We start from the raw sequence: 18,672 nt of genomic DNA on the forward strand, positions 1-18,672 counted from the left end.
TGAAGAACGGCCGGACCGGACGACGGCCCGGCCCGGCGGCTCAGGCGAGGTCCAGCAGCGGGTCGAAGGCGGCCGGGAGGCGCCGCCACGCCTCGCGCCCGGCGGCGTACTCGGCGTCGGTCAGCAGGCAGGAGTCGAGCAGGCTTACCAGGTCCTCGCGGTCCAGGCCGGGCGAGGTGAAGACCAGGTGCTGGCAGCGGTCGCCGTGCTCGGGATGCCAGTCCAGGGCGGCGGCCGCCCTGCGGAGGGGGTCCACCATCTCCCAGGCGGCGTCCGGCAGCGCGGCCAGCCAGGGGCCTGCGCTTTCGACGCACAGCGCGCCGCCGGCGGCGTCCCAGGACAGCAGCGTGTCGGGGTGGTCGGCGAGCCAGAAACGGCCGCGGCTGCGGACGGCGCCGCAGGCGAGGTCCTCCAGGGCCGCGTGGAGCCGCTCGGGGTGGAAGGGGCGGTGGCGGCGCCAGACGAGAGTGCCCACCCCGGCCTCGTCCGCCTCGTGCGGCAGCCGGGCGCAGGCGGGGTGCTGCGCGGCGGCGGCCATCGCCACGTCGAAACCGGCGAGGGCGGCCCGGGCCAGTTCCGCCGAGCCGACGGCCGTCCGCCGTGCGGCGGGGTGGAGCTGGGCGAGGAGCGCGTGATCGGCCTCGTCGGCCTCCGGGCTGTCGGCGAGGGCGAGCACGGGGGCGTACTCCAGTTGCCGCGCCCAGGTGTCGGCGACGGTGCGCCGGTCGGTGGCGGCAGCGGCGAGACCGGCGTCGGCCAGGTCGTCCCCGTTGGCCAGACAGGGCAGGACGAGCGCGGGATCGACGGCGGTCAGCACGGCGGTGATCCGCAGCGTGTCGCCGCCGTGCGCGGCGATCACCTCGGCCATGCCCCTCGGCTCGACGGAGTCCCACAGTTCGACCACCGCCGCCCGGGCCGCACCGCCGTCGGCCAGCCGCTCCAGCTCGGGGACGAGGTCCTCGCGCAGCGCGCAGCACGCGCAGTCGTGGACCAGCGGCACGGAGGCGGAGCCCAGCTCGCCGGAGGCGTCGCGCACGGTGCGCCGTACCGTGCCGTCGGCGGCGCCGGACAGGTCGTGGTGGAGCGCGACACTGTCCGGCAGGGCGCGCAGCAGCCCGGCCACGGTCTGCCGGCGGGCGTCGGAGTGCAGCCCGGCGACGATCACCACGGGGAGCGCGCGGCCGGCCGCCATCAGTGTGCCCCGCGCGTTCCGTAGCGGCGCTCGAAGCGCTCGACGCGTCCGGCGGTGTCCAGGACCCGCTGGGTGCCGGTGTAGAAGGGGTGGCTCGCCGAGGAGACCTCGACGTCGATCACGGGGTAGGCGTTTCCGTCCTCCCACTCGATCGTCTTGTCGCTGCTCATGGTGGAGCGGGTGAGGAAGGCGAAGCCGGCGCTCTTGTCGCGGAAGACGACGGGGCCGTACGGGGGGTGGATTCCGGGTTTCACGGTGGTGTTCCTCCGGTCGTGCGGTCGGGGCGGGTGCCGGGGGTCAGCGTTCTTCGCGGAAGTCGACATGTCGCCGTGTGACGGGGTCGTACTTGCGCAGCACCATGCGGTCGGGGTCGTTGCGGCGGTTCTTGCGGGTGACGTAGGTGTAGCCGGTCCCCGCGGTGGAGCGGAGCTTGATGACCGGGCGCAGTTCGTTGCGTGCCATGCCCACTAGTATATGACAATGGTTTCCATTATCAAAAAGGGAGCCGTTCCCCGCGAGAGAGGACCCGCCTTGTCCGCCCACTGTCAGCTGACCGGCGCCACGCCGGGCTTCGGCAAGAAGATCTCCCACTCCCACCGGCGCACCTCCCGCCGCTTCGACCCCAACATCCAGCGCAGGCGGTACTGGCTGCCGAGTGAGGGCCGCCATGTCCGGCTCACCCTGAGCACGAAGGGCATCAAGACCGTCGACGTCATCGGGATCGAGGCCGCCGTGGCCCGCATCCGGGCGCGGGGAGGGAAGGTCTGATGGCGAAGAAGAGCAGGACCGCGAAGAACGAGAAGCGCCGGGCGACCGTCGAGCGGTACGCGGCCCGGCGCGCGGAACTGAAGGAGATCGTCCGCCGCCCGTCCTCCACCGAGGACGAGCGCGCCGCCGCCCTGGCCGAGCTGCGGCGCCAACCGCGCGACGCGAGCGCGACCCGGGTGCGCAACCGCGACGCCGTGGACGGCCGGCCGCGCGGCCATCTGCGCAAGTTCGGGCTGTCCCGGGTGCGGATGCGCGAGCAGGCGCACGCCGGCTTCCTGCCCGGGGTCACCAAGTCCTCCTGGTGACGCGCCTCCTCGCGGCGGGGCGGCCGGCCGCCCCGCCGCGAAGGACCGGCCGACGGAAATCCTCCGGCAGGCCCCGGACCGTCCGGAAGCCGGGCGGGTGGGCCGCGGTCCTGCCCCGGCGCGGGGACGTGCGGGTCGGCTGCCGCGCCGTCTCAGTCCGTCAGCCGTCCCCGTATCCGGCGGGAGGGTGTGAAGGCGTGGAGGTCGAGGATGCCGGGCGGATCGGCGAGGCCGGGGCCGCCCCGCTCGACCCAGGCTGTGATGTCGGTGATGTCGTCGGCGGTGCCGGGGCCGTTGACCAGGCCGAGCCAGACCGGCCGTCCGCCTGCCGCGCGTCCGGCGGGAGAGGGCTGGACGACGATGACGTTGGCCTGCTCGCAGGCGTCCAGGCAGTCGGTGACCCGCACCGTTGCGATGCCGTCCAGGGCCCGGCGCAGATCGCGCAGTTGGGCGCCGTGGTCGAGGCCGGGAACCTTGGCGCTGCCGCAGCAGCAGCCGCGGCAGACGGTGACGGTGCACCGTGCCGCTCCCGCTCCCGCCCCCGTTCCCGTTCCCGTCGGCGGAGCGGTGGCGGTGCGGCGGTTGCGCCTGCTCATCGAAGTCCTTCCGCGGAGGCGTTCTTCCAGGCGGTCTCGCGCAGCAGGCGCAGACCGTTGAGGCCGACGACGACGGTGGACCCCTCGTGCCCGGCGACCCCGAGCGGCAGGGGAAGGGTACCGATCAGGTCCCAGGCCACGAGGACGGCGATGAACGTGCCGGCGATGACGAGGTTCTGGATCACCAGCCGGCGGGCGGCCCGGGACAGTTCCACCACGGCGGGCACGGCGGCGAGTTCGTCGCGGACCACGATGGCGTCGGCCGTCTCCAGGGCGAGATCGGAACCGGCCTCGCCCATCGCGACGCCGCAGTGCGCGGCGGCCAGCGCTGGGGCGTCGTTGACGCCGTCCCCGACGACCAGCACCTTCCTGCCCTGCCGCTCCCACGCCTGGACGGCGGCGGCTTTGTCCTGCGGGAGGAGCCCGGCGCGGACGTCGGTGATGCCGACCTGCGCGGCCAGCCGTTTCGCGGCGCGCTCGTTGTCGCCGGTCAGCAGTACCGGCGGCCGTCCGGTCGACCCGGTCAGCACCGCGACGGCGGCCGTGGCGTCCGGCCGCGGCCGGTCGGCGATCCCCAGCACGCCGACCGGGTTCCCGTCGCGGAGCACCACGACCGCGGTCCGTCCGGCCTCCTCCAGCTCCCGCACGGTGGCGTGGACCGGGCCGGTGCCGGGTGGCAGGATCCGGGCGGGGGAGCCGACCCGGACGGTACGGCCGCCGACGACGGCGCTCACCCCCTGGCCGGGGGCGGCGGTGAAACCGGTCGCCCCGGGGAGGGGAAGGCCCCGTTCGCGGGCCGCGCCGGTGACGGCACGGGCCAGCGGATGCTCGCTGGGGCGTTCGGCCGCGGCCGCCAGGGCCAGCAGCCCGTCCTCCGCCAGACCGCTGCCGGGCAGCGGACGCAGTTCGGTGACGCGCGGGGTGCCCTCGGTGAGGGTGCCGGTCTTGTCGAACGCGACCGTGTCGACCCGGCCCAGACGTTCCATGACGACCGCGGACTTGACCAGCACACCGTGGCGGCCCGCGTTCGCGATGGCGGACAGCAGCGGCGGCATCGTGGACAGCACCACCGCGCACGGGGAGGCCACGATCATGAAGGTCATCGCGCGCAGCAGCGCCGGCCGCAGCTCCTCGCCGAGGAGGAGCGGGACGCCGAAGACCGCCAGCGTCGCGATCACCATGCCGATGGAGTACCGCTGCTCCACCTTCTCGATGAACAGCTGGGTGGGGGCCTTGGTCTCGGAGGCCGCCTCGACCATCCGCACGATCCGGGCGATCACCGTCTGCGACGGATCCCGCTCCACCCGCACCGTGAGCGCTCCCGTGCCGTTCATCGTGCCGGCGAACACCTCGTCCCCGGCCCGCCTGCCCACCGGCAGCGGCTCGCCGGTGATGGTGGCCTGGTCCACCTCGCTCTCCCCGGCCACGACCCGGCCGTCCGCCCCGATCCGCTCGCCGGGCCGGACCAGGACGGTGTCCCCGACCGCCAGTTCCCCGGCCGGGACGTCCTCCTCCGCCCCGCCGGGCAGCAGCCGGGTGGCGGTGGCCGGGGCGAGGTCGAGCAGACCGCGCACGGAGTCCGCGGTGCGGGCGGTCGCCACCGCCTCCAGGGCGCCGGAGGTGGCGAAGATGACGATCAGCAGCGCCCCGTCGAGGACCTGGCCGATGGCGGCGGCACCGAGCGCGGCGGCCACCATGAGCAGATCCACGTCCAGGGTCCTGTCCCGCAGCGCCCGCAGCCCCTCCAGGCCCGGTTCCCAGCCGCCGGTGACGTAGACGGCGGCGAACAGCGGGCCCCACAGCCAGGCGGGGGCTCCCAGCAGGTACGGCGGGAGGGCGGTCAGGAACAGCGCCAGGGCCGCGAGTGCCCAGCGGGCCTCGGACAGGGCCAGGATCCGGGTGCGCCGGCGCGGCGCGGCACCGGCGGCGCGCTCTCCGGGCGGTTCCGGGGCGGCCGGGGCGGCCGACGTGGTCGGTGTGGTGGTCATCGGCGGAGGGCCTCCGGTGGAGCGGGATTCCGGCCCCTCACCATACAGGAACACTTGAACAGTCTTTCATGTGAAAGGTTCCGTAGGATGACCCCATGGGCCATGGCGCGAAACCCCCCGAGAACAGCGCGGTTCCGCGCGCCCGGCTGACCGCGCGGAACGCGCCGAAGGTCGCCGAGACCCTCCAGGCCCTGGCCACCCCCTCCCGGCTGCTGATCCTGGCCCGGTTGCGCGAAGGCCCCTGCCCCGCCACCGAACTGGCCGCCGCCGTCGGCATGGAGCAGTCCGCCTGCTCCCACCAGCTGCGCGTCCTGCGCACCCTCGGCCTGGTCACCGGCACCCGCCAGGGGCGCTCCGTCGTCTACGCCCTGCACGACGACCACGTCGCCGAACTCCTCGACCAGGCCCTCTACCACGTAGAACACCTGCGGCTCGGCCTCGCCGACCCTCCCGCCGGGGCGGCCGCGCCGACCGCCGCCTCCTGAACGGCCGCGCCGCCGCCCGGCCGGGTGCGGGGGAGGAGCGCACCGCTGTCCGCGCCGCCGGGTGCGGCCGGACCCCGCCTCACCCGGCGGCGCGGACGCGGCCACCCGAACGGACCGGGAAAGGAGTGGCCCGGACATGGCCGGAACGTCCGCCGGGTACCTCTGGCCCGCCGGCGGTGCGAGCCGCCGGGCCGTTCCGCGAATCGCCCGGAGGAAACGATGGCCCAGCAGATCAACGAGATCATGACGGCCGACCCCACCACCGTCACACCGCAGACCCCGATCGTGGAGGTCGCCCGGCTGATGCGGGAGGAGGACATCGGCGAGGTGCTGATCGCCGAGGACGACCACCTGCGCGGTCTGGTCACCGACCGTGACCTGGTCGTGCGGGCCGTGGCGGACGCCCGCGACGTCGAGGCCACCGCGGCGCAGGACGTGGGCAGCACCGACCTGGTCACCTGCTCCCCCCACGACGACGTCTCCGAGGCGGTCCGGCTGATGCGGGAGCACGCGCTGCGCCGGCTGCCGGTGCTGGACGGCGACGTCCTGGTGGGAGTGGTCAGCCTCGGCGACCTCGCCGTGGAGCAGGACCGCGGCTCCGCACTGGGCGACATCAGCGCCGCCGAGCCGAACCGCTGACCACGGCCACCGGGCGGAGCCACCGGCACGGGGGCCGGGGACGACAGGTCCCGGGACCGGACGGCGGGTTCCGCGCCGGGCCGCGCGGCGGCCGCCACCGGTCCCGCAAGCGCGGCACCTGCTCCCGCCGCGCCCCCGTCCGGCCCCGTCACCCGGCACCGCGCGGCGGACCCGGCCGGGTTTGGGCCCGGCCGCGGGCGGTAGCCCTTCCGGAGGGGACGGGGAAGGGAGCGCCTCGGTGCCGGATGGCCGACGACAGCCGTACCGCCTGCGATGGGACGGCGGGGTGCGGAGCCTGGAGGCGGGACCGGAACGTGCCCGGGGCCCGGCCGTGGTCCTGGTGCCGGGGCTCGGGGCGCTGGGCTACCTGCTGGACACACTGGCCGGATGCGCCGGCTGGGCACGCTCCTTCCTACTTGACGTGCCCGGCTTCGGGCACCGGCCGCCGCGCCCCTGTGCCGCCGAGATACCCGCGATCGCCGACACGGTGTCGGGGTGGCTGGACGCGGTGGTCGGTGACGCGCCGGTCGTCCTCGTCGGCCACTCCACCGGAGCCCAGGCCGCCCTTCGGGTCGCCGCCCGGGAGCCCGGCCGAGTACGGGCCCTGGTGCTGATGGGGCCGACGTTCCCGCCGGAACAGCGGCGGCTCCCCGGTCTGTTGCGCGGCTCCGTCCGCGTCGCCCGGCACGAGCCGCTCGGGCTGCTCCCGGTGACCGTGCCGTACTACCTGCGCGGCGGCCGTCGCGAGCTGACCCGGCTGATCCGCTCCGCCCGGCGCGACCAACCCGAACGGACCATCACCGGGGTCCGCTGCCCGGTGCTGCTGGTCCGGGGTGAGCATGACGCGCTCGCGCCGCGGGAATGGGTGCACCGGCTCGCGGCAGCCGCGCCCCACGCGTGGTCCACCACCGTGCCGGGCGCGCACAACTTCCCGTTCCGGCGCGGCGGACCGACTGCCGCGCTGGTCGCGCAGGCGGCCCGCCGGGCCGACCGCACCGGCTGAGGGCGCGCGGGCCGGGGACCGCCGACACCCGGGCGCCCGGCTGTGACGCGTGTCACGGAGAACCGAGAACCCGTGCGCCGGGCCGGACGTCTGGCGGGTGTGAGATCACGCAGGAGAGCACCGCACGAGCTGGACGAGGAACGCCTCCTCCGGCTGGTGGCGAAGGGTGACCGCGGCGCGTTCGACGAGCTGTACCGGCGCACGTCGCCGTGGCTGGCGGTGCGGCTGCGCCGCCGCTGCGCGGACGAGCAGATCGTCGCCGAGGTCATGCAGGAGACGTATCTGGCGGTGTGGCGCGCGGCGGGCGCGTTCGCCGGGAGCGCGGTGGGCGGCACGGCCGTCGGGTGGCTCTGGACGATCGCGGCACGCCGCCTCGTCGACGCGTTCCGGCGCCGCGCCCACCACGCCGAGCCGCCGACCGCCGCCGCCGAGCGCGCGGTGGTGCCCGCCGCCGAGGAGGTGGCGCTGGCCGGGGCGGTCGGCGGCGACGTGGGTGACGCCCTGCGGCGGCTGGCACCGGAACTGCGGCAGGTGCTGCAGGCCACGGTCCTCGACGGGCTCTCCGTCCGGGAGACCGCCGTCCTGCTCGGGCTGCCCGAGGGCACGGTCAAGACCCGCGCCCGCCGGGCCCGGATCGCGATGCGAAAGGCACTGACATGAACCCGGAACACGCCTCGGCGCGACTCGTCCACGGCTACGTACGCGGTGACACCGGCATCGCCGCCGACGAGGTCTGGGCCCTGGAGGCCCACCTGGAGACCTGCGGGACCTGCCGCGGCCGGCTGGCCGAGGCGGTGGCCGCCGAGGCGCCCGCGGTCACCTCCCTCCTCGACACCGTGCGGTCCGGCCTGGCGGCCCGGCTGGACACCATGGCGCCGGTACCGTCGCGGCGGCGGCGCCGGACGCGGCTGTCGCTCTGGATGACACCGGCGATGGCCCCGTGGCTGGCCATGACCGTCGGCCTGACCCTGATCGCGCTGCTGCTGGATCTCGCCGCCCCGGACACCGGCGAGGTGTCGCCGGTGCTGCTGCTGGCTCCCGTACTGCCGCTGCTCGGTGTCGCCGGGGCCTGGTCGCGCGGCCTGGACCCGGCGCACGAACTGACGGCCTCCGCCCCGCGGGCGGGGCTGTACCTGCTGCTGTGCCGCACCGCGTCCGTGCTCGCCGTGCTCGTTCCCGCGCTGCTGGTGAGCGGATGGCTGACTGGGGTGATGGTCGCGCAGTGGCTGCTGCCCGCCCTGGCCCTCACCACGGCGGCCCTGGCGCTGGGCGGCGTCATCGGCGTCGGCCGCGCCGTCCTCGCGCTGGGGGGCGGGTGGGCGGCCGTGATCCTGGCGCCGGCCCTGGCCGCCGGCCGCACTCCGTTCGCCCTGCAGCCGGACCGGCTGCCCGCCTGGGGACTGCTCCTCGTGCTCGGCGCCGCCGTGGTGACCGTCCGCAGGAGCGCGTACTCGGTGCTGGGGAGCTCTCGTTGACCACTGGAAAGGACCACCGCATGACGTCTGCGCCGAGCGCGGCCGACATCGCGCCGAAGACCTACGCCTGGGAGATCCGGGCCACCGGCCTCACGGTGCGGGCCGGACGGAAGAAGACGGCCGTCGACGGGCTCAGCCTCTCGCTGGGCACCGGCACCCACGGCCTCCTGGGACCCAACGGGGCGGGAAAGACCACGCTGATCCGGGCGCTGGCCACCGTGCTGCGCCCCGCCGCGGGCGAGCTGGAGCTGTTCGGCACCTCCGTGGACGGGGCGGGCGACCTCAGGTCCGTGCGCCGCCGGATCGGTTACCTGCCGCAGGAGTTCGGCTACTACAAGCGCTTCACGGTGCGCGAGTTCGTCGAGTACATGGCCTGGTTGAAGGAGGTGCCGAAGGCGGACATCCCCGCGGCCGTCCAGCGGGCCGTGGAGCGGGTGGGCCTGGCGGACCGCGCCGACGAGCGGATGAAGGCCCTGTCCGGAGGCATGGTCCGGCGGGCCGGAATCGCCCAGGCCATCGTCAACGACCCGGCGGTGCTGCTGCTTGACGAGCCGACGGTCGGCCTGGACCCGGCCCAGCGGATGCGGTTCCGCGAACTGCTGCAGGAACTGGGGCGGGACACCTGCGTGGTGGTCTCCACCCACCTGGTCGAGGACGTCGCGGCCGCCTGTTCCGACGTGGTGGTCTTCGCCGAGGGCCGGCTCGTCTTCCAGGGCACCCCGCGGGACCTGGCCGCGGCGGGCGGCCCCGAGGACCCGGGCGACAGTCCGCTGGAGCGCGGCTACTCGGCGCTGCTCAACGGCTCCGGCCAGGAGAGGGGCACCTGGTGAACGGTCGTGTACTGGGTACCGAACTCAGGCGCTCCGCCGCCCCGTGGGCCGGCGTCGTCATCGCGGGAGGCGCTCTGGCGTTCCTCTACCTGATCGACGGGATGTGGTGGCGCGGCACCGTCCGGTGGACGTCGCAGTGGACGTCGATGGCGCTGCTGACTCGTACTCTGCTGTTCTACCTGTGGCCGGTCGCGGTGGGGATCGGGGCGCTGCAGGGGCTGCGCGACTCCCGCTCGCGGATGACCGAGCTGCTGACGACCACGCCGCGGCCGGCCTGGAGCCGCGCGGCGCTGCCCGCGGGCGCCACGGCGATCACGCTGGCATCGGGTTTCGGTCTCCTCGTCCTCTGGGGCGGAGTCCAGGTGGCCCTGGGGCCCACCGCCTACACGCACCTCGGCTGGCTGCCGATCTCCCTGGTGGGGGCGCTGGCCCTGGTCGCGGGCGCCCTGTTCGGCATGGGCGTCGCACGGGCGCTGCCCTCGGCCCTCACCCCGCCGGCCCTGGTGGTGGCCGGTCTGGCGGCGACCGTCCTGCTGGTGCGGCACACGGACGACCGGCTGCCGTCGGGACTCGCCCCGAACCGGCTCTCCCTGCTGTCGCCGGCGACCCCGGAGGCCCGGCAGGTGCTGCTGACCCTCTCCGGCACCGTGCACCTCGGCCAGACGATCTGGCTGCTCGGCCTGCTCGCCACCGGCTTCGCGCTGCTGGTCGCCGCCACCCCCCGGGCACGCCTGCTCGCGACGGTTCCCGTGCTGGCCGGGGCGGCCCTCGCGCTGCTCGTCCTCCCGGCCCACGCGCGCGACACCTACGTCGTCGACCGGGCCGCCGCCGCCCCGGCCTGCGACGGCCCGGTGTGCGTGGCACAGATCCACCGGTCGCGGCTGTCCGAACTCGCGCCGCGCGGCAAGGAGGCGCTGCGCGTCCTGCACGACGCCCTCGGCGACCGGGCGCCGGACGCGGTGCGGGAGGAGACCGCGCTGCGCGCGATCGGCGAGAAACGCGAACTCTCCGGCGACACGGTGCTCGTCAGTTTCGACGACCCGCTGATCGCCCGTGCGGAGGGTGAACGGCTCACCCGCGTCCTGGTCTCCCAGGGCCTGGCACCCCACTGCTACCCGCGCAGCGAGCGGGAGAGCGGAACACAGCACGAGGTCGTCGTGCAGAGCATCGCCGCGAGCTGGGCCCTCGGCGAGTCCGAGATGAAGCCGCTGGAGAAGCCCGAGGCCGACGAGTACTCGCGCAAGGCCTGGAAGGAGGCCGAAGTCGCCTGGCAGCGGCTGACGGCGCTGCCGCCGGCCGAGCAGCGCGCACGGATCGCCCGGATGCGCGCCGCCGCCCTGTCCTGCTCGTACGACCAGCTCGACATCCTGAAGGGAGACGCGTCCCGATGAGATGGCTGATGCTGTACGCGCGCTCCCGGCAGGTGCCGGCGTCGGTCGCCGCCGTCGTGCTCACCGCGTCGGCGGCGTGGGCCCTCACCGGGGGCGGCGGGGCGGAGCCGGCGGACCCGCGTGTCCCGGCCCTGGTCCTCGCCGCGGGGGTGGCGGCCGCCGCCGCGGGGCTCGGCGGGCAGGACACCGCCCTGGACCGGACGGCCGCGATCCGGTGGGCGCCCCGCCGGGCGGCACACGTCCTGGCGATCGGCGCGTTCGTCGGCGCGGTGCTGCTGGCCATGCACGCGCTGGGGGCGGAACTCGCCCCGGCCGCGTTCGTCGTCCGGGACAGCGCGGGCCTGGCGGGTCTGGCCGCGCTCGGGGCGGCGGCGTTCGGGGCGGCGTACGCGTGGATCCTGCCGGTCGGCTGGCTCGCGTTCACCCTCCTCGCCCCGCCCCCGTCCGGCGTTCCGGGGCAGGTGAGCGGCTGGCTGCTCGTACCGCCCGGCACGGCGGCGGCCACCTGGACCGCGCTGGCCCTGACGGTGACCGGCACCCTGCTCTACGCGGCGGCGGGACCGAACGGCCCGGGAACCGGCCGCTGACCGTCCCCGCGGCGAGCGGAAGGCCGCTGCCCGTGGCACTGGCGAGCCCGGGCGTGACCGGAGCCGCTGCTCCCTCTCCGTCGCCTCTCTGCGGCCGTTCGCGTTCCGCGCCGGCGGCCGGCGCACCCGCCGCGAGGCGCCCCGGCGCCGGCACACCGCCGGGGTGACGCAGGCCGGGCCGACCGCGGCTTCTCCCCGTCGACAACTTGGTAGGGTGCGCGGGCTCACCACTTGGGGAGTCACGGCGGTGCCCGAAGAGAGGGGCCGGGCGACGATGCAGGCATCCGAGGTCCCGCGTGCGGTGGCCGCGGCCATGGCGACCGCCGCGTCGCTCGGCCTGGCAGCCGACGACACGGTCGTTCTGCAGGACTCGAACAAGCTCACGCTGCGTCTGCTGCCCTGTGATGTCGTGGCCCGGGTGGCGCCTGTGGCGGATCAGGTCGCGCGGCTGGAGGTCGAACTCGCTCGGCGGCTCGCCGGAGCCGGGTGCCCGGTGGCCGCTCTCGAGCCCCGGGTGGAGCCACGCGTCCATGAGCGGGACGGCTTCGTGGTCACGCTGTGGACCTACTACGGACCCGTGGCACCCCGGGAGGTCCCGCCGGCCGACTACGCCGACGCGCTCGGGCGGCTGCACGCCGGCATGCGCGAGGTCGATGTCCCGGTGCCGCGCTTCACGGACCGGGTCGGGCAGGCCCGGCGGCTCGTGGCGGACCGCGACCGCACTCCGGCACTCGCCGACGCGGACCGGGAACTGCTCGGCGACACGCTGCGAGGCCTGGGACGGGTGATCGACGGGCGCGGCGGCGCCGAGCAGTTGCTGCACGGCGAGCCGCACCCGGGCAACGTGCTCGGCACGGAGAACGGGCCGCTGTTCGTCGACCTCGAGACGTGCTGCCGCGGGCCCGTCGAGTTCGACCTCGCCCACGCGCCCGAAGAAGTCGGCGAGCACTACCCGGGGGCCGACCAGGACATGCTGCGCCAGTGCCGGATCCTCGTGCTGGCGGTGGTCACGGCTTGGCGCTGGGACCGGGAGGACCAGCTCCCTGACGGGCGCCGGCTGGGCACACAGTGGCTTGGCCGGATCCGGGCGGCACTCGATCGGGAGGACGACATCTCAGCGCGGTCACGCAGTCGCGGGGCGGTCCGGTAGGCGGCGAGGAACACGTCCGTCAGCAGGCCGGTGGTGTGCTCGTGGCGGTGGCCCAGGCCCGTTGCCGGCCCGGCTCGCGCAGCCCGGCCGACTGCCCGTACACATCGAGCCACGCGACCCGGCCGAAGGGGTCCGCGACCACAGCCGCGGTGTACTGTTCGGCCGCGGCGGCGAACCGGGCCGGCCACCTCCCGGACCGGTCGGCCGGTTCGCCGGGTCTGCTCGGCGTCTCGTCCACGGCGCTGCCTCAGAGCCGGGCCCGCACCATGCTCGCGTCCACACCGAGGGCCTCGGTGAGGACGCGGGCGCGGACGGCGCGCCGGCGGTCGGTGACCCGGTTGAGCCGGTCGTCGTCGGGGCTGCGGCAGGAGCTGTGCCAGACCCGGGACCAAGGCAGCGTTGAACAGTCCTCCTTCCGGGCCGAGGAGGCCGGGCCGGCTCGGCGTACACGGCCACGCCTTCACCGGTACGGTCCGAGCCACGATAATCAGGAGGTCGTCCGGTGTCGTTCACTCTCGAAAGGCTGGACAGTTGCCCGAGCGGAACTGGCGGTTATCCATCGCGGTCATGACCCACGAGCTGCGGCTGGGCATGGCCGAACGGCTGCGGGACGTTCACCCGCACCTCGACATCCGTGTCGTCTGCGACAGCGGTCCGCAGGGCGAGCGCGGCTCACTGCGGTCCGCCCGCAGGGCGTGGGCCGTGGCGGCGCCCTGGGCGACCCATCATCTGGTGCTGCAGGACGACGTCCGGTTGACCGGCAACTTCCTCGACGTCGTGGGCGAGTTGATCGAGCACCGCCCGGACGGTGTGTCCTCCCTCTTCGTCGAGTGGGGGTCCTGGACCGCCTCCGTGGCGCGCGTCGCGGCGCTCTGCGGGGCGGGCTGGGCCGAGGTTGTCGACGACTACGTGCCGACGCAGGCCGTCGTGATGCCGGTGGCCCTCGCGAAGGACGTCAGCGCCTGGTTCGAGGAGGCGCTGGGCGGGGACGAGCCCGACGACGTCACGCTGCGCCGCTACCTCCGTTCGGCCGGCCTGACCCCGCAGGTCGCCGTGCCCAACGCGGTCGAGCACCGGGACGCAGCCAGCCTGACCGGCAACAGCCGTCACGGCATGCGCTGTGCCACCTGCTGGACCGCGGGCGCCACCTCCCTGTCCGGGGTCGACCTGCGGCGGTCGGTCACGGGGATCGACGCGGTTCCCGTACTGGCCTGGTGGGGCGAGCCCGGCGCCTACTTCCGGTTCCGCGACCCGACGGCGGACGAGGGCTGGCGCAAGGTGCCGGCCCTGGCGGCGCTCGCGGATCTCGGCTTCGACGCGGACCACGTCCTCCGGCTTGCCGGCGACGTCCTGAGCCGGGAGCCCCGCGCGGAGCGCGCTCGGCGGCTGATCGGTGAACATCTGCTGTCGGAGCTGTGGCTCGCGGCATACGGACTCGGCGTCTGTGCCGCCGCTGCCGGGGCGTCCGAGGCGGCGGAAGGCATGGACACCCGGGTGGGGCGCCGTGCGCTGGGCACCATGGCGCTGGGCGCGCTGCGCAACCGCGTACCGCGCTCCCTGTTCGCCACGGCCGCCGCGGTCCTGACGCCGGTGGTGCGCGGCGCCGTCCGCGTGGGACTGGCCGCCTGACGGCTCACGCACCGTCCGGCGGCGGCCAGTCGCCGTCGTCGTCCGGGTCGGGCAGGGGCACGAGCTCCTGCCCGCCCCCGGTGCCGAACCTCAGCCGGCTGCGGTATCCGGCGGCCCGGGCGTAGCGGACGAGAGTGCGGAACCGGTCCGCCGCCTGGTCCGGGTAGTGGGCGTCGCTGGCCAGGGTGATCGGCACGCCTTCCTCGTGGCACATCCGCAACAGGGTCGGCGCCGGATACGGCTCCATCGCCTCGTACCGCAGACCCGCGCTGGACACCTCGAACGCCACGCCCCCGCGCCGCGCGGCGTCGACCACGCGGCGGTACAGGTCGACGGGCTCCTCCTCGCAGCGGTGACCGAACTTCTTCACCACATCGGGGTGGGCCAGCACCTGGACGATGCCGGACTCGGCGAGGTCCGCGACCAGCCGGAAGTAGTCCTCGTACGAACGCCGCACCCCGCGGCGCTCGAACTCGTCCGTCATCCCGTCGTGGTCCACGGCCCAGGAGCCGATCCAGTGCACGGACCCGATGAGATAGTCGAACGGGTACGAGGCAAGGATGTCGAGGATCTTCTCCATCCGGCCCGGCAGGAAGTCGACCTCCAGCCCGAGCAGCACCGGAAGCCCCCGGTCCCGGGCGCCCAGGACGGCCTCGGTGTAGCGGTCCAGCCGGAGGTTCAGCTCGTCGTAGTAGTAGCGGCGGGACCGTTCGGAGAGATCGGCCGACTCGCCGGTGTTCCAGAACCCGGCGGCGACGTGCTCCAGGTCCACGAAGCGGTGCATGTGCTCGGTGAAGCCCACCTCGGTCGCGCCGCGCGACAGGGCCCGGTCCACATACGCGTCGACGTGCCCCTTCGGATACACGCCCGGCGGCGGACTGTCCGGGCGGGGCGTGTGCGGATGGAGATGGACGTGGTAGTCACCCATGCCGCTCGGCCGTCCTCCCCGCGAACCGCGCCTCGTACCGGTCGAGCGTCGCGGCGAACTCGGCGCCCGCGTCCAGCCCGGCCGCGTCCGCGAAGCCGAGCAGCGCGAACAGGACGTCGCCGAACTCCGACCGCACCCGGTCCGAGGGCGGGGCGTCGGCGGCCGAGGGCGCGTAACCGCAGTTCTTCAGATACGCGCCGGTCAACTCCCCCAGCTCGGCGCACGCGTCGAGCAGGGCGACGTCCGCGGTGACCGGCATGTTCGCGCGCCGGCGGAACGCCCCGGTCAGCTCCTGGCACTCGGTGAGGGTTGCGCCGGCCGGGCCTCCGGCGGGAAACGCGTCGCTGATCATCGGTGGTGACCTCGCCTTCGTACGGGAAGGGCATGGCGGAACACGCCGCTCGGCGGCCCGTACATCAGTACCACGTGCGCCCGGACGCGGTGATCCGAACATGCGAACCGGCTGATCGCGATGGACCCGGTGACTCGGCGTAGGGCCAGGGGGAAAGGGGCATGGATCGGTGCGGGACGATGCCGGCGGTAACGGAGTGACATGAGACTGTTGATGATCGCTTCCAGCTTCCACCCCACCATCGGGGGCGCGGAGACCTATGCGCACGTGATCTCGGAGGGGCTCGCCGGTCGCGGGCACGACGTCACGCTGGTGACCGACGCGCCGCGGGAGGACCCGGCCGGGCGGGCCGTCGAGGGGGACCCGCGCGGGGTGACGGTCCGCCGGCTCACCGCGTACCGGGAACTGCTCGCGGACCCCAGCAAGGTGCTGTGGGAGCAGATGGCCTTCTCGCTGGCGCCGGAACTGGCCGCCTGCGCCGAGGAGTTACGGCCGGATCTGGTCTTCACCAACACGCTCGACGCCGCCCTGGTCGGCAAGTGGATCGCGGTGGACCGGGACATACCCTGGGTGGCGACCTTCCACGAGCACGAGCCGGAGGCGCAGCCCCTGGGCAGCGCCCGGCTGCGGGTCGTCCACGAGATCCTGCGCCCCTCGCTCGTGCTGGCCTGCGCGGAGAACTACGCCGACCGCGCCCGCCGGCACGGATCGGCCGCTGTCACCCGGCTGATACCGCACGGGGTGGACACGGACAGATTCCGCCCGGACCGGGACACGGGCCGGGTCCGCCGGCACTACGGTTACGGCCCGGACGACCTCGTCGTCGTCTGCGCCGCGCAGCTCAAGCCGCGCAAGGGGATCCTGGAGCTCGTCCGGGCCTTCTCGCCGGTGCACGCCCGGCTGTCCCGCACCCGGCTGCTGATCGCGGGCGCCGTCAGTTCCTCCTCGGGCGACTATCCGGGGAAGCTGCGGGAGGAGATCGACCGGCTCGGGCTCGGTGAGGTGGTGCGCATCGACAGCGACGTGACGTACCACCGGATGCCGGACGTGCTGGCCCTGGCCGACGTCGTCGCCCAGCCCAGCACCGGGGAAGGGCTGAGCCTGGCCATGCTCGAGGCCATGAGTTCCGGACGGCCGCTGCTCACCTGCGACTTCCCGGGCATCGGCGAACTGGTACGGGACCGGCGGTCGGCCTTCCTCGTGCCGTCCCCGGATCCCGCCCACCTCGCCGACGCCCTCGTCGAGCTGCTCTCCGACGAGTCGCTGCGCCGCCGCACGGGCGAGTTGGCCCGCGAGCAGGTGCTGACGCACTTCACGCTCCAGCGGATGGCCGAACGGACGGAGGAGGCTCTGCTCGCCGCCCTCGACCGGTAGGTGCCTCAGCCCCGCAGCCGGGCGGGCACCTCGCTCAGCCGCCTCAGCGCTTCGGCGCCGTCGACGGCCGCCACCTGCAGGGCCAGTACGTCGGGGGCGATCCCGTCGATGATGCCCCGGCACAGCTCCACCACCCGGGAGACGTCGTCGTAGCGGGGGAACCGCTGGAGGACGGCCTCGCGGCCCATCGCGTCGGCGTCCTCGCGCAGCCGGCGCGGGCTGCCCTCCCGGAGTCGGCGCGGAGTGCGCATACCGCGCCAGGGCCGCAGGGCCTCCCACGCCTCCGCGTCGCTGCGGGCGAAGACGAGGAAGCAGGTGAGGACGGTCCGCGGCGGCCGGCGGCCGGCCGCCGCCGCGGCCTTCCGCGCCACGTCGACCACGGTCCGCCGGGTATGGCCGACGTCCTTCACCGACGAGATCACGCCGTCCGCCAGCCGCCCGGCGGCCTCGGCCGACCTCGGCCCCGACGCGGCCAGCAGAACGGGGACCGGCCCGGGGGGCGGACTGTGCAGCCTCATCGGCGACACGGGGTAGTACGGTCCGCCGGAGCTCGCCTCGTCGCCCGCCAGCAGCGAATCCATCAGCCGCAGGGCCTCCTCGGTCCGCGCGAGCCGCTCGCGGTACGGGGGCAGGGGCCCCCTCAGCGGCTGCTCGTTGACGGCCTGTCCCATACCGACGCCCAGCTCGAACCGGCCGCCGCAGATCCGCCCGACGGTCGCCGCCGCCTGCGCCGTGAGCACCGGATGCATCCGGAACAGCGGGCACACGGCCGCCGTCATCAGCGTCGCCGTCCGCGTGGACGCGGCCAGCGCGCCCAGGGTCACCCAGCTGAATCCGGCCGCTCCGCCGACGTCCGTCCACGGCTGGAGATGGTCGGACACCAGGAGTGCGTCGAAGCCGGCCGATTCGGCGAGTACGCCCTGCTGCGTCAGCGCCTCCGGCTGCCACTCCTCGTGCGCCAGAAACCATCCCATTCGGGTCCTCGAGCTCATATGTCCTCCTCACCGCCCGGGCCGTCGCGGCGTGCGGCACCACCTTGACAGGACGACCGGGCCGCCCGGAAAGTAATGGGTGTGACTTTACGCTTCGTTTCCGTGGTGGGCGGCGACGTGTCTTTGCTGCCCTATTCCTTGAGTCATTACCGGGAGTTGGGAGTCGAAAGCTTCCATGTGATACGCCACGTCGAAAGCCGTGCGGACCCGACGCTGGGTCCTTCCGTGGAAGTGATGCGGGAGGCCGGGTACGACTTCGCCGATGTCTGCGTGGCCCCGTGGCACGAGGACCTCAACGCCGCGCTCATCCGGAAACAGATGAGCGCCTGGCCGGACGACTGGTGGGTCGTCGCCGACCTCGACGAATTCCATGTCTACGACAGATCGCTCGCCGAGGTCGCCGCCTACTGCGATGAGCACGGATTCGACTTCGCGGAAGGCGCCTTTCTCGACCGGGTCAGCGCCGACGGCCGGCTCGCCGGGCCGCTGCCGTACGGCGAGGAGCCGCTGTGGCGCCAGTATCCGCTGGCCGGCCGGCTCACCCTCGGGCTGCTGGACGGCAGGCCGACCAAGGTGACCCTCGCCCGGGGCACCGTCGAACTCGATCTGGGCCAGCACTGCGCCTGGACGGGCAGGGGCGTTCCCGCCGAGGAGATCTACGCCCAGGTTCACCACTTCAAGTGGACCGCCTCCGCACGGCCCCGCCTGACCAGGCGGGTGGCGGCCTACTCGTCGGGCGAGTGGCGCCTGCTGCACCGGTCGATCGTCGGGGAGTCGCAGCGGTTCCTCGACCACCTCGAGGAGAACGGCGGCAGGATCGACGTGGGCGACCCCGGTTTCCGCTTCGCGCGCTGTTCCCTCGACTACGCGGACTACCCCGGCTGGGAGGGTACGGGGCCCGCGCTGCGCCGCCGTTTCCGCGCGTACGACGCCGCCCGCCGGGAGGAACGGCGTGCCGCCGGGGCGGCCCTGGAGTAGGGCGGAGTCC

The 18,672-nt window shown here is 74.5% G+C and carries 23 protein-coding genes; 14 read left to right on the forward strand and 9 right to left on the reverse strand.

What is annotated here, in order from left to right:
• Positions 1-40: 40 nt before the first annotated feature.
• The 3 genes from V1L54_RS26830 to rpmG are packed head-to-tail and all read right to left on the reverse strand — an operon-like array spanning position 41 to position 1,654.
• Complete coding sequence (locus V1L54_RS26830; RefSeq protein ID WP_330120729.1) at positions 41-1,192, reverse strand: CobW family GTP-binding protein; 1,152 nt, start codon at positions 1,190-1,192, stop codon at positions 41-43.
• Positions 1,192-1,446 (reverse strand): type B 50S ribosomal protein L31, encoded by a 255-nt coding sequence (locus V1L54_RS26835; RefSeq protein WP_330120730.1) that lies wholly within the window; start codon positions 1,444-1,446, stop codon positions 1,192-1,194. The genes V1L54_RS26830 and V1L54_RS26835 overlap by 1 nt, the downstream gene beginning before the upstream one ends.
• Positions 1,447-1,489: 43 nt before the next feature.
• Positions 1,490-1,654, reverse strand: a complete 165-nt coding sequence (rpmG, locus tag V1L54_RS26840) for a 50S ribosomal protein L33 (RefSeq protein ID WP_330120731.1) — start codon at positions 1,652-1,654, stop codon at positions 1,490-1,492.
• A gap of 69 nt (positions 1,655-1,723) precedes the next feature.
• Here rpmG and rpmB point away from each other — a divergent pair, with 69 nt between their 5' ends.
• Both rpmB and rpsN read left to right on the forward strand, forming a co-directional pair.
• Entirely contained in the window at positions 1,724-1,960 is a 237-nt protein-coding gene (gene rpmB, locus V1L54_RS26845; protein ID WP_330120732.1) for a 50S ribosomal protein L28, read from the forward strand.
• Entirely contained in the window at positions 1,960-2,265 is a 306-nt protein-coding gene (rpsN, locus tag V1L54_RS26850) for a 30S ribosomal protein S14 (RefSeq protein WP_330120733.1), read from the forward strand. The genes rpmB and rpsN overlap by 1 nt, the downstream gene beginning before the upstream one ends.
• Before the next feature lie 152 nt (positions 2,266-2,417).
• Here rpsN and V1L54_RS26855 read toward each other — a convergent pair whose 3' ends face one another.
• Together V1L54_RS26855 and V1L54_RS26860 are read right to left on the reverse strand one after the other, a co-directional pair.
• Positions 2,418-2,861: a (2Fe-2S) ferredoxin domain-containing protein gene (locus V1L54_RS26855; RefSeq protein ID WP_330120734.1), complete on the reverse strand. Its 444-nt coding sequence runs from the start codon at positions 2,859-2,861 to the stop codon at positions 2,418-2,420.
• Complete coding sequence (locus V1L54_RS26860) at positions 2,858-4,849, reverse strand: heavy metal translocating P-type ATPase (protein WP_330120735.1); 1,992 nt, start codon at positions 4,847-4,849, stop codon at positions 2,858-2,860. Before V1L54_RS26860 ends, V1L54_RS26855 begins: the two co-directional genes overlap by 4 nt.
• A gap of 95 nt (positions 4,850-4,944) precedes the next feature.
• On the opposite strand from V1L54_RS26860, the gene V1L54_RS26865 reads away from it, so the two are divergent.
• The 9 genes from V1L54_RS26865 to V1L54_RS26905 all read left to right on the forward strand — a co-directional run bounded on the left by V1L54_RS26865 (position 4,945) and on the right by V1L54_RS26905 (position 12,409).
• Positions 4,945-5,334 (forward strand): ArsR/SmtB family transcription factor, encoded by a 390-nt coding sequence (locus tag V1L54_RS26865; protein ID WP_330120736.1) that lies wholly within the window; start codon positions 4,945-4,947, stop codon positions 5,332-5,334.
• A gap of 219 nt (positions 5,335-5,553) precedes the next feature.
• Positions 5,554-5,973 (forward strand): CBS domain-containing protein, encoded by a 420-nt coding sequence (locus V1L54_RS26870; protein ID WP_330120737.1) that lies wholly within the window; start codon positions 5,554-5,556, stop codon positions 5,971-5,973.
• Between the two features lie 238 nt (positions 5,974-6,211).
• On the forward strand, positions 6,212-6,976 hold the full coding sequence (locus V1L54_RS26875; RefSeq protein ID WP_330120738.1) for an alpha/beta fold hydrolase: 765 nt from the start codon (positions 6,212-6,214) through the stop codon (positions 6,974-6,976).
• A 99-nt stretch (positions 6,977-7,075) separates the two neighbouring features.
• Positions 7,076-7,636 (forward strand): RNA polymerase sigma factor, encoded by a 561-nt coding sequence (locus tag V1L54_RS26880; RefSeq protein WP_330120739.1) that lies wholly within the window; start codon positions 7,076-7,078, stop codon positions 7,634-7,636.
• Complete coding sequence (locus V1L54_RS26885; protein ID WP_330120740.1) at positions 7,633-8,451, forward strand: zf-HC2 domain-containing protein; 819 nt, start codon at positions 7,633-7,635, stop codon at positions 8,449-8,451. The genes V1L54_RS26880 and V1L54_RS26885 overlap by 4 nt, the downstream gene beginning before the upstream one ends.
• 20 nt (positions 8,452-8,471) lie before the next feature.
• Positions 8,472-9,281: an ABC transporter ATP-binding protein gene (locus V1L54_RS26890; protein ID WP_330120741.1), complete on the forward strand. Its 810-nt coding sequence runs from the start codon at positions 8,472-8,474 to the stop codon at positions 9,279-9,281.
• A complete protein-coding gene (locus V1L54_RS26895) occupies positions 9,278-10,672 on the forward strand; it encodes a hypothetical protein (protein ID WP_330120742.1) in 1,395 nt (464 codons plus the stop codon). The genes V1L54_RS26890 and V1L54_RS26895 overlap by 4 nt, the downstream gene beginning before the upstream one ends.
• Positions 10,669-11,259, forward strand: coding sequence for a hypothetical protein (locus tag V1L54_RS26900; protein WP_330120743.1), 591 nt, complete (start codon positions 10,669-10,671; stop codon positions 11,257-11,259). The genes V1L54_RS26895 and V1L54_RS26900 overlap by 4 nt, the downstream gene beginning before the upstream one ends.
• A 274-nt stretch (positions 11,260-11,533) precedes the next feature.
• Positions 11,534-12,409, forward strand: a complete 876-nt coding sequence (locus V1L54_RS26905) for a phosphotransferase enzyme family protein (RefSeq protein WP_330120757.1) — start codon at positions 11,534-11,536, stop codon at positions 12,407-12,409.
• Between the two features lie 19 nt (positions 12,410-12,428).
• Here the strand turns inward: V1L54_RS26905 and V1L54_RS26910 are convergent, their stop codons facing one another.
• Positions 12,429-12,647, reverse strand: a complete 219-nt coding sequence (locus V1L54_RS26910; protein ID WP_330120744.1) for a hypothetical protein — start codon at positions 12,645-12,647, stop codon at positions 12,429-12,431.
• Positions 12,648-12,976: 329 nt separating this feature from the next.
• On the opposite strand from V1L54_RS26910, the gene V1L54_RS26915 reads away from it, so the two are divergent.
• On the forward strand, positions 12,977-14,038 hold the full coding sequence (locus V1L54_RS26915) for a hypothetical protein (protein ID WP_330120745.1): 1,062 nt from the start codon (positions 12,977-12,979) through the stop codon (positions 14,036-14,038).
• A gap of 4 nt (positions 14,039-14,042) precedes the next feature.
• Here the strand turns inward: V1L54_RS26915 and V1L54_RS26920 are convergent, their stop codons facing one another.
• Positions 14,043-14,966 (reverse strand): histidinol-phosphatase, encoded by a 924-nt coding sequence (locus V1L54_RS26920; protein ID WP_330120746.1) that lies wholly within the window; start codon positions 14,964-14,966, stop codon positions 14,043-14,045.
• Positions 14,959-15,318: a hypothetical protein gene (locus tag V1L54_RS26925; RefSeq protein ID WP_330120747.1), complete on the reverse strand. Its 360-nt coding sequence runs from the start codon at positions 15,316-15,318 to the stop codon at positions 14,959-14,961. Before V1L54_RS26925 ends, V1L54_RS26920 begins: the two co-directional genes overlap by 8 nt.
• Positions 15,319-15,519: 201 nt before the next feature.
• Between V1L54_RS26925 and V1L54_RS26930 the strand changes: the two genes are divergently transcribed.
• A complete protein-coding gene (locus V1L54_RS26930; protein ID WP_330120748.1) occupies positions 15,520-16,692 on the forward strand; it encodes a glycosyltransferase family 4 protein in 1,173 nt (390 codons plus the stop codon).
• Between the two features lie 5 nt (positions 16,693-16,697).
• Here the strand turns inward: V1L54_RS26930 and V1L54_RS26935 are convergent, their stop codons facing one another.
• Positions 16,698-17,666, reverse strand: coding sequence for an LLM class flavin-dependent oxidoreductase (locus tag V1L54_RS26935; protein ID WP_330120749.1), 969 nt, complete (start codon positions 17,664-17,666; stop codon positions 16,698-16,700).
• 252 nt (positions 17,667-17,918) lie between these two features.
• On the opposite strand from V1L54_RS26935, the gene V1L54_RS26940 reads away from it, so the two are divergent.
• Positions 17,919-18,662 carry a hypothetical protein gene (locus V1L54_RS26940; RefSeq protein WP_503676908.1) on the forward strand — a complete coding sequence of 248 codons (744 nt, stop codon included), beginning with the start codon at positions 17,919-17,921 and terminating at the stop codon, positions 18,660-18,662.
• The last annotated feature ends 10 nt before the right edge of the window (positions 18,663-18,672 follow it).

Source organism: Streptomyces rubellus, assembly GCF_036323805.1.
Lineage (GTDB): Bacteria > Actinomycetota > Actinomycetes > Streptomycetales > Streptomycetaceae > Streptomyces.

Excerpts from the sequence above, each read along its gene's own strand:
- V1L54_RS26860 (WP_330120735.1), bottom strand. The coding sequence starts at position 4,849 with ATGACCACCACACCGACCACGTCGGCCGCCCCGGCCGCCCCGGAACCG.
- V1L54_RS26870 (WP_330120737.1), top strand. The coding sequence starts at position 5,554 with ATGGCCCAGCAGATCAACGAGATCATGACGGCCGACCCCACCACCGTC.
- V1L54_RS26830 (WP_330120729.1), bottom strand. The coding sequence starts at position 1,192 with ATGGCGGCCGGCCGCGCGCTCCCCGTGGTGATCGTCGCCGGGCTGCAC.
- V1L54_RS26930 (WP_330120748.1), top strand. The coding sequence starts at position 15,520 with ATGAGACTGTTGATGATCGCTTCCAGCTTCCACCCCACCATCGGGGGC.
- V1L54_RS26855 (WP_330120734.1), bottom strand. The coding sequence starts at position 2,861 with ATGAGCAGGCGCAACCGCCGCACCGCCACCGCTCCGCCGACGGGAACG.
- V1L54_RS26865 (WP_330120736.1), top strand. The coding sequence starts at position 4,945 with ATGGGCCATGGCGCGAAACCCCCCGAGAACAGCGCGGTTCCGCGCGCC.
- V1L54_RS26915 (WP_330120745.1), top strand. The coding sequence starts at position 12,977 with ATGACCCACGAGCTGCGGCTGGGCATGGCCGAACGGCTGCGGGACGTT.
- V1L54_RS26935 (WP_330120749.1), bottom strand. The coding sequence starts at position 17,666 with ATGGGATGGTTTCTGGCGCACGAGGAGTGGCAGCCGGAGGCGCTGACG.
- V1L54_RS26885 (WP_330120740.1), top strand. The coding sequence starts at position 7,633 with ATGAACCCGGAACACGCCTCGGCGCGACTCGTCCACGGCTACGTACGC.
- V1L54_RS26940 (WP_503676908.1), top strand. The coding sequence starts at position 17,919 with ATGCGGGAGGCCGGGTACGACTTCGCCGATGTCTGCGTGGCCCCGTGG.
- V1L54_RS26905 (WP_330120757.1), top strand. The coding sequence starts at position 11,534 with ATGCAGGCATCCGAGGTCCCGCGTGCGGTGGCCGCGGCCATGGCGACC.
- V1L54_RS26890 (WP_330120741.1), top strand. The coding sequence starts at position 8,472 with ATGACGTCTGCGCCGAGCGCGGCCGACATCGCGCCGAAGACCTACGCC.
- V1L54_RS26900 (WP_330120743.1), top strand. The coding sequence starts at position 10,669 with ATGAGATGGCTGATGCTGTACGCGCGCTCCCGGCAGGTGCCGGCGTCG.
- V1L54_RS26925 (WP_330120747.1), bottom strand. The coding sequence starts at position 15,318 with ATGATCAGCGACGCGTTTCCCGCCGGAGGCCCGGCCGGCGCAACCCTC.
- V1L54_RS26920 (WP_330120746.1), bottom strand. The coding sequence starts at position 14,966 with ATGGGTGACTACCACGTCCATCTCCATCCGCACACGCCCCGCCCGGAC.
- rpsN (WP_330120733.1), top strand. The coding sequence starts at position 1,960 with ATGGCGAAGAAGAGCAGGACCGCGAAGAACGAGAAGCGCCGGGCGACC.
- rpmG (WP_330120731.1), bottom strand. The coding sequence starts at position 1,654 with ATGGCACGCAACGAACTGCGCCCGGTCATCAAGCTCCGCTCCACCGCG.